Source organism: Geomonas sp. Red276 (assembly GCF_054784495.1).
On sequence record NZ_BLXW01000035.1, the window covers coordinates 44,282 to 52,759 of the forward strand.

Annotated in this window: 8 protein-coding genes; 7 read left to right on the plus strand and 1 reads right to left on the minus strand. The window is 59.8% G+C overall.

Features of this window, described 5'->3' with window-relative positions; all coding sequences use genetic code 11:
* Positions 1–81 precede the first annotated feature (81 nt).
* The 7 genes from mnmE to ACYVL5_RS19150 all read left to right on the plus strand — a co-directional run bounded on the left by mnmE (position 82) and on the right by ACYVL5_RS19150 (position 8,116).
* Positions 82–1,449 carry a tRNA modification GTPase gene (gene mnmE, locus ACYVL5_RS19120; RefSeq protein WP_460597174.1) on the plus strand — a complete coding sequence of 456 codons (1,368 nt, stop codon included), beginning with the start codon at positions 82–84 and terminating at the stop codon, positions 1,447–1,449.
* Positions 1,450–1,686: 237 nt separating this feature from the next.
* Positions 1,687–3,561: a tRNA uridine-5-carboxymethylaminomethyl modification enzyme MnmG/GidA gene (mnmG, locus tag ACYVL5_RS19125; RefSeq protein ID WP_460597175.1), complete on the plus strand. Its 1,875-nt coding sequence runs from the start codon at positions 1,687–1,689 to the stop codon at positions 3,559–3,561.
* Positions 3,558–4,211: a 16S rRNA (guanine(527)-N(7))-methyltransferase RsmG gene (gene rsmG, locus ACYVL5_RS19130; protein WP_460597176.1), complete on the plus strand. Its 654-nt coding sequence runs from the start codon at positions 3,558–3,560 to the stop codon at positions 4,209–4,211. The genes mnmG and rsmG overlap by 4 nt, the downstream gene beginning before the upstream one ends.
* Before the next feature lie 403 nt (positions 4,212–4,614).
* A complete protein-coding gene (gene lysA / locus ACYVL5_RS19135; RefSeq protein WP_460597177.1) occupies positions 4,615–5,868 on the plus strand; it encodes a diaminopimelate decarboxylase family protein in 1,254 nt (417 codons plus the stop codon).
* Between the two features lie 177 nt (positions 5,869–6,045).
* Positions 6,046–6,918 (plus strand): 4-hydroxy-tetrahydrodipicolinate synthase family protein, encoded by an 873-nt coding sequence (gene dapA, locus ACYVL5_RS19140; RefSeq protein WP_460597178.1) that lies wholly within the window; start codon positions 6,046–6,048, stop codon positions 6,916–6,918.
* 13 nt (positions 6,919–6,931) lie between these two features.
* Entirely contained in the window at positions 6,932–7,735 is an 804-nt protein-coding gene (dapB, locus tag ACYVL5_RS19145) for a 4-hydroxy-tetrahydrodipicolinate reductase (protein ID WP_460597179.1), read from the plus strand.
* A 60-nt stretch (positions 7,736–7,795) separates the two neighbouring features.
* Positions 7,796–8,116 (plus strand): nucleotidyltransferase domain-containing protein, encoded by a 321-nt coding sequence (locus ACYVL5_RS19150; protein ID WP_460597180.1) that lies wholly within the window; start codon positions 7,796–7,798, stop codon positions 8,114–8,116.
* Between the two features lie 163 nt (positions 8,117–8,279).
* On the opposite strand, the gene ACYVL5_RS19155 is transcribed toward ACYVL5_RS19150, so the two are convergent.
* On the minus strand, positions 8,280–8,478 hold a 199-nt coding region (locus ACYVL5_RS19155; protein ID WP_460597181.1), incomplete at its 5' end, for a transposase.

Sequence of the window (8,478 nt, forward strand, 5' to 3'; positions counted from 1 at the left end):
CAGATCCCCCCTGTCCCCTCTTTGATAAGGGGGGGACCCACTTCCGGTGGAAAGGGATACGGGCAAAGGTAGGCGGTTAGCATGTATGTGCGTGACACGATAGCTGCAATAAGCACTCCGGTAGGAGAGGGTGGGATCGGGATAGTCAGGATCAGTGGCCCTTCCTCCCTTGAGATCGCCCAGACAATATTCAAAGCGAAGTCCAACGGTGGCCTAAAAAGCCACCGTTTTTCTTATGGCGAGATAGTGGTTCCCTCCACCGGCGAGGTGCTTGACGAGTCGATGGCGGTGTACATGAAGGCGCCCAATTCCTACACCCGTGAGGACGTGGTGGAGATCCAGTGCCATGGCGGCACCCTGGTGGTCTCCAAGATCCTGTCGCTGGCGGTGGGGGAGGGGGCCAGGCTCGCCGAACCGGGTGAGTTCACCAAGCGGGCCTTTCTCAATGGGAGGATCGATCTCGTCCAGGCCGAAGCCATCATGGACGTCATCGCCAGCAAGACGGACGCCTCCCTCTCACTGGCCCAGCACCAGCGGGAAGGTCTTCTGTCCAAGCGGATCGAGACGGTGAAGGAGGGGATTCTTTACGCGCTCGCCTATGTGGAGGCGCTGGTGGATTTCCCCGAGGACGACGTCGATGTGGCCGTCGATACCGATGTGATGGCCCGTGTGCGGCCCGCCCTGGACGAACTCGATGCCTTGATCTCGGGGTTCGAGGAGGGGAGGGTGATCCGTGACGGGGTCTCCGTCGTCATCGCCGGGAAGCCCAACGTCGGGAAGTCGAGCCTGCTTAATACCCTTCTCAAAGAGAAACGCGCCATAGTAACCTCCGTTCCCGGCACCACCAGGGATCTCATCGAGGAAGTGGTGAACCTCAACGGCCTTCCTGTCAAGCTTCTCGATACCGCCGGCATCCGGGAATCCGAGGACCAGGTCGAAAAGGAAGGTGTCAGACTTACCCTCGAAAGGATTCCGGCCGCCGACCTGGTACTTTTCGTGGTGGACGGCTCCGGTTCCTTTACCGAAGAGGATGCCGCCATCCTGGAAGCGGTCGGTTCGAAGCCGAAGATCGTCGTACTCAATAAAGGGGACCTTCCTACCGTTGCAGTCCTGCCGGATTCCATACATGCTGTGGCGGTGAACATATCGACCGCTACCGGTAGTGGTATCCCGGAGCTCAGGAAGGCCATTGCCGATGCTTTCATGCACGGAAAGGCGGTCGATGGCCGCGAATTCGTGGCGGTTTCCAAGGCCCGGCACCGGGATGCGCTACTGAAGGCCCGCTACTCGCTGGAGACCTTCGTCGGCAACCTGGAAGCCGGTTTCACGATGGAACTTCTGGCCATCGATCTCCGTGACGCCCTGGCTGCCGTCGGTGAAGTGACTGGTGAAACCACCGCCGACGACGTGTTGGATCGGATATTCTCCAGCTTCTGCATTGGGAAGTAGGAAAATGTTTCACGTGAAACATTCGGGATGGTTTGAACCCCATCCTCATCCTGACCCTTCCTTTGAAGGGAAGGGGACCTCGGTGGAATAGATACGGTGCGACCGCTATGTTTCACGTGAAACATTCTGTCTGCGCCAGGCTTCACAAATATCATTCCCCTTTGAAAGCTCTCCCTCCCCTTTGAGGGGAGGTAAGGGTGGGGGTGGGTGCTTAAAGTAAAAATTCGGAGTGCGCACTTGATAGTCTACGACAAGCAATACGATGTGATTGTGGTGGGGGCCGGCCATGCCGGTTGTGAGGCGGCACTGGCCGCTGCCCGCATGGGGAGCTCGACCCTCATGCTAACCATTAATCTGGATGCCATCGCCCTTATGTCCTGCAATCCGGCAATCGGTGGCCTGGCCAAGGGGCACCTGGTGAAGGAGATCGACGCGCTTGGCGGCGAGATGGGGCGAAATATCGATGCCACCGGCATTCAGTTCCGCGTCCTCAATACCAAGAAGGGGCCGGCCGTGCGTGCCTCCCGCGCCCAGGCGGACAAGCAGCAGTACCGGCTCCGGATGAAGCATGTCATGGAGCAGCAGGACGGCCTCGACCTGAAGCAGGGTGAGGCGACCGCCCTTTTTATCGAGGATGGGGTAATTGCCGGCGTCGACACCCGCGGCGGCGTCAGGTATGTCGGCAAGACCGTCGTTCTCACCACCGGTACCTTCATGCGCGGCCTCATTCACATCGGCCTGGTGAATTATCCTGGCGGCAGGGCAGGGGACCTCCCCTCCATCGGCCTCTCCGATTCCCTAGGCGCCTACGGTTTCGAGGTCGGCCGGCTGAAGACCGGTACCCCGGCAAGGCTCGACGGCAGGACCATCGATTTCAAGAGGCTGGAGCCGCAGTACGGTGACGAGCGTCCGATCCCGTTCTCGTTTTCCAATACCTCCATCGAACAGCCGCAGGTTCCCTGCCACATCGCTTACACCAACCCGCGCTCCCACGAGATCATCAGGAGCGGCCTGGACCGCTCCCCGCTCTACGCGGGCATCATCGAAGGTATCGGCCCCCGCTACTGCCCCTCTATCGAGGACAAGGTGGTGCGTTTTCCGGAGAAAGACCGTCACCAGACCTTCCTGGAGCCGGAGGGCCGCGACACGGTGGAGATCTACCCGAGCGGCATGTCCACCTCGCTTCCCATCGACATCCAGTGGGCCTTCTACCGGAGCATCGAGGGGCTGGAGAACGTCGAGATCATGCGTCCCGCCTACGCGATCGAGTACGACTACGTGAACCCGATCCAGCTGCACGCATCCCTGGAAACCAAGCTGGTGCGAAACCTCTATCACGCGGGCCAGATCAACGGGACTTCCGGTTACGAGGAGGCCGCGGCGCAGGGGCTCATGGCTGGCATCAACGCCGCTCTCAGGGTCCAGGGAAAGGATCCCTTGGTCCTCGGCCGCAGCGAGGCCTACATCGGGGTCATGATCGACGACCTGGTGACCTTGGGGACCAAGGAGCCGTACCGCATGTTCACCTCCCGGGCCGAATACCGGCTTCTCCTTCGCGAAGACAACGCGGATCTGCGTCTGAGGGAGAAGGGGCACGCTATCGGGCTGGTGCCGGACAACCTCTGGAACGACTTTGTCGCCAAGAAAGAACTTGTCGGGAGCGAGCTCGAGCGTCTCGGCAAGCTGCGACTGAGCCCGTCCGCCGCCGGTGAGGAGCTACTGGAGGAGTGGCAGTTGGCCGGGATGCAGAACGCGATCAGCTATGAACAGCTTCTCCGCCGTCCGGATTTCACCTGCGAAGAGCTGGCCCGCATCTATCCGGAGATCATGGAGCTCCCCGAGACCATCCGCGAACAGCTGGAAATCCAGATCAAGTACAAGGGGTACATCGACCGCCAGCTCGAGCAGGTGGACCGCTCCGCCAAGCTGGAAGGAACCCCCATCCCCGCGGATATGGATTATTCGGGAATCTCGGGTCTCTCCACCGAGGTACGGGAAAAGCTCGCCAAGTTCCGTCCCGACACGCTTGGCCAGGCATCGCGCATTCCCGGCGTTACTCCCGCGGGGATAACGATCCTTTCCATAGCGCTCAAGGCGAGGAGCGGGAAATGAACAAGCGCGCCAAGGATCTCCTAGCCAAAGGTATCGCCGAACTGGGGATTTCCCTCTCCTCCGCTCAGCTCACGGCCCTCGATCTCTTCGCGGAGGAGCTGAAAAAATGGAACCGCAAGATCAACCTCACCGCCATTTTTGATGACCAGGGGATCGCCGTTAAGCATTTCGTCGATTCGCTGACCCTGCTGAAGGTGGTTAATGGGGGCGGGAAGTTGCTCGATATCGGTTCAGGCGGCGGCTTCCCCTGCATCCCGGCGAAGATCGCGCTCCCGGATCTGGATGTGCTGTCGGTAGATTCGGTGGTGAAGAAGATCAGCTTTCAGAAGCAGGCGGCTCGCCTCCTGAAGTTTGAGCGGTTCGAGGCCCTTCATGTCAGGGCCGAAGATCTGGACGGCGACTATGCCGGAGCTTTCGACTGGGTGGTCTCCCGCGCCTTCTCGGAGATCCCGTTGTTCGTCTCCATGGCTCTCCCGGTCTTGAAGGAGACCGGCACCATCGTGGCCATGAAGGGGCGCAACGGAGCGGAGGAGGCTGCGGCCAGTGAGGGCGAGCTCGCCAGGATGGGAGCTCGCATCGAAAAGGTCATCGAGTTCCCTCTCCCGTGCTCGGACGAGCACCGCAGTCTCGTCCTGATCAGGAAAGGGTAGGGTCCGGGGGCATTCAGGCATTAAAGCGGCCCGCGGCCCGTCCGATGTAAGCAAGATGGCAAAAATTGGTTAGAAATTTATAATCTGCAAAACCACCTGGTCATAATTTTGCCGAAACAGTCTCAAATTTCCCATTGAGCCAAAAAATCAACCCACGGGTTGTCTTTGGTTGAGAAAAGCCGCTACAGGGCAAATTTGGAAGCCTATTTTTTAGGCAAATCGCACCGATCAACCGACTCTGACCATTTCACCGAACGGCGACTGCCGGGTACCTGCGAAACGAGCAAAACGCCGTTAGGACGGAAGAGCAATACTTTTGACAACCGACCGGTTTCTATGTTAGAAACAAAAACTTTTATTGTTTACGCGCCAAATTTTAGATAGCTCGAAAGGGGAAGAAGCAATGCATCATTTTCAGTACAAGGGTGACGAGCTTTACGCGGAAGAGGTCTCGCTCAAGGAGATCGTCGCCAAGGTAGGGAGCCCGGTCTACGTTTACTCCCAGGCAACCCTGGCCCGTCACTTCAAGGCCATGGACGACGCCTTTGCCTCTGTGCCGCACACCATCTGCTACTCCGTCAAGGCCAACTCCAACCTGGCCGTCCTGAAGAACTTCGTCAAGCTGGGTGGCGGGGTGGACATCGTCTCCGGCGGTGAGCTCTACCGCGCCCTGGCCGCCGGTGTCGATCCGAAGAAGGTCGTCTACTCCGGCGTCGGCAAAAGGGACGACGAGATCGAGTACGCCATCGAGAGCGGCATCCTCCTCTTCAACATCGAGTCGGAGCAGGAGCTCGACCGCATCAACGAGGTGGCAGGGCGGATCGGCAAGAAGGCCGGCATCGCCATCAGGGTCAACCCGGACGTCGACCCCGAGACCCACCCGTACATCACCACCGGCCTCAAGAAGGCCAAGTTCGGCATCAACATCGAGCGCGCCCTCGAGCAGTACGGCCGCGCGCAGAAGATGGCCAACATAGAGATCCTCGGCATCGACTGCCACATCGGCAGCCAGTTGACCAAGGTTTCCCCTTTCGTCGACGCCATCAAGAAGCTCAAGCGCCTGGTGGCCGGCCTCCGCGATATGGGGATCGACCTGAAATACCTCGACCTGGGTGGCGGTCTCGGCATCCAGTACAACGATGAGGAACCGCCGCTGCCGGCCGCTTACGGCGCATCGATCCTCGAAGAAACCAAGGAGCTTGGACTGCACCTGCTGTTCGAGCCGGGGAGGAATCTTGTAGGCAACGCCGGCATTCTTGTCGGTAAGTGCCTCTTCACTAAGAAAGGCGAGGAAAAGAACTTCGTCATCGTCGACGCCGGCATGAATGACCTGGCCCGTCCGGCTCTCTACGGCTCCTTCCACGGTGTGAAACCGGTGGTGAAGGACCAGGACGGCGTGCTGGTGGCCGACATTGTCGGCCCGATCTGCGAGTCCGGCGACTTCCTCGTCAAAGACCGCGAAATTCCGAACTTCAAGCAGGGCGACCTGATTGCCTTCATGTCCGCAGGCGCCTATGGCTTCACCATGAGCAGCAACTACAACAGCCGTCCGAGGGTGGCCGAAGTCATGGTCTCCGGCGACAAATTCGAAGTCGTCCGCGAGCGTGAAACCATGGCCGACCTCGTCAAGGGCGAGAAGATCCCGTCCTTTCTGTAGAGAGCTCAGGGGAGGGGCTGGCGTCGTCGCCTGGTGGCGGCTTCCCCCACCCCCTCACCCCTCCCTCCAAGGGAGTCGGAAAGCGTGCAAGAGTTGGATTTCAGTAGGAAGTTCGGCACCGACCCGGGCCCAAAGTGATTCATTCACCATACTAGCGGCACCATAAGGAGGTAGCCCATGTTTAAAGGAAGTATCGTAGCCATTGTCACCCCGTTCACCAACGGTGAGGTCGACGAGCAGAAGCTGCGTCAGCTGGTTGATTTCCAGATCGATAACGGCACTGACGCCATTGTCCCCTGCGGCACCACCGGCGAGGCCTCGACCCTCGACTACGACGAGCACGACCGCGTGATCGAAATCGTCGTCAACCAGGTCAACAAGCGCGTTCCGGTCATCGCCGGCACCGGCTCCAACAGCACCCGCGAGGCGATCGAGCTGACCCAGCACGCCAAGGAGCTCGGCGCCGACGGCGCCCTGCTGGTCACCCCGTACTACAACAAGCCTTCGCAGGAAGGCCTCTACCGCCATTACATGGCGGTGGCCGACGCCGTGGAACTTCCGCAGATCCTCTACAACGTTCCGGGCAGGACCGGCGTCAATCTCCTTCCGGAGACCGTGGCCCGGCTGTGCACCCACAAGAACATCGTAGCCATCAAGGAGGCCACCGGCTCCCTGCAGCAGGCCTCCGAGGTGCTGGATCTCTGCGGCGACAACATCACCGTCCTCTCCGGCGACGACTTCATCACCCTTCCGATGATGGCTTCCGGCGCCAAAGGGGTCATTTCGGTGACCGCCAACATCATGCCGAAGGAGGTCTCTTCGCTGGTCGACGCCTTCTTTGCCGGCAACATGGAGGAGGCCAGGAGGCTGCACCTGCACCTTCTGAAGATCTCCAACGCCATGTTCATCGAGAGTAACCCCGTGCCGGTCAAGACCGCTCTCTCCCTGATGGGCAAAATCAGCGCCGAGGTGCGTATGCCGCTGGCTCCGCTGACCGAGGCGAGCAACGCCAAGCTCTCGGCCATCATGAAGCAGTACGGCCTGATCTAAGAGGGGAAAAGTCATGGTTAAAATTGCTGTCTGCGGTGCAGCCGGCCGCATGGGGGGAAGGATCATCGCCGCCATCAAAGAGGCGGACGGTGTCGAGCTTTCCGGTGCCCTGGAGCGTCCCGGCCACCCGATGGTGGGGCAGGATGCCGGTTTCAACGCCGGCCTCGGGGCCATCGGGGTCGCCATCAGCGACGACCTCAACGCCGTCGTAGCCGGGTGCGACGTCCTGATCGACTTCACCACCCCGAAGGTCTCCCTCAAAAACCTGGAAGTCTGCGCACTTAACAAGAAATCCATCGTGATCGGCTCCACCGGTTTCACCCCGGAGGAGCGCGCCCTGGCCGCCGAATTGGCCAAAGACGTCCCGGTGGTCATCGCCCCCAACATGTCGGTGGGGGTCAACGTCTGCTTCAAGGTGCTGGCCGACGTGGCCAAGATCCTCGGCGAGGACTTCGACGTCGAGATCGTGGAAGCCCACCACCGCATGAAGAAGGATTCCCCCTCCGGCACCGCCGTCAGGATGGGCGAGGTGGTGGCCAGCGCGCTCGGCCGCGACTACAACAAGGTGGCCAACTACCACCGCGAGGGGATCTGCGGCGAAAGGACCCATGACGAGATCGGGATGCAGACCGTGCGCGGCGGCGACATCGTCGGCGAGCACACCGTCTACTTCATCGGCATGGGCGAGCGGGTCGAAATCACCCATCGCGCCCACACCCGCGACATGTTCTCCAGGGGGAGCGTGCGCGCCGCCAAGTGGGTGGTGACCGCCAAACCCGGCGTCTGGGACATGCAGGACGTCCTCGGGCTGCGCTAGGCCCTTTGCGGTCGGCTGAGGGTACAAGAGGAAAGGGCGGATTACTTCTGCTGAGAGGTAATGCTGCGTATGCTCACGACACAGGACATAGATAACCTTCGGGATACCATCATCGAGCGCCTGCGTCCGCAAAGGATCTTCCTCTTCGGGTCGTATGCAGATGGTCGAGCCACCGAGGAGAGCGACATCGACCTTCTAGTAGTGATGGAATCGCCTTTGTCCCATCATCAGAGAAACGTGGCGCTCAAACGCCTCTTTCCCCATCGGTGCTTCTCCCTCGATGCTTTCGTTTATACCCCGGAAGAATTTTCCAAGTACCGCGACGTTCCGGGAACTGTAGTTTATTCGGCGACTCACGACGGCAAAGTCATCTATGGATGAGGCAAATCTCGACATAGCACGGCACTGGCTGAGAAAAGCAGCCAACGACCTTCAGAATATCAGCAGTTACCTGGCTGCCCTGGAAATACCCAGGGCAGCCATTGAAGTACCCACAGACACCCTCTGTTTCCATGCCCAACAGGCCATCGAAAAGCTTTCCTGATTAGCGCCAATCTTCCGCTAGGCGTAACCACCGCTCTGGTCGGCTGCCAGTCCGGGCAGCGGCAGCAGCGAGGCGGGGAAGCATAGCAGCAAGATCGAAACGACGGTTAAAGCGGTACTGATACTCACCCAGATAACGATGGGGATACTTGTCGAAATCGAAAGAGTGGTAAGTCCCCGTGATGGCATTCTTGAGGTTG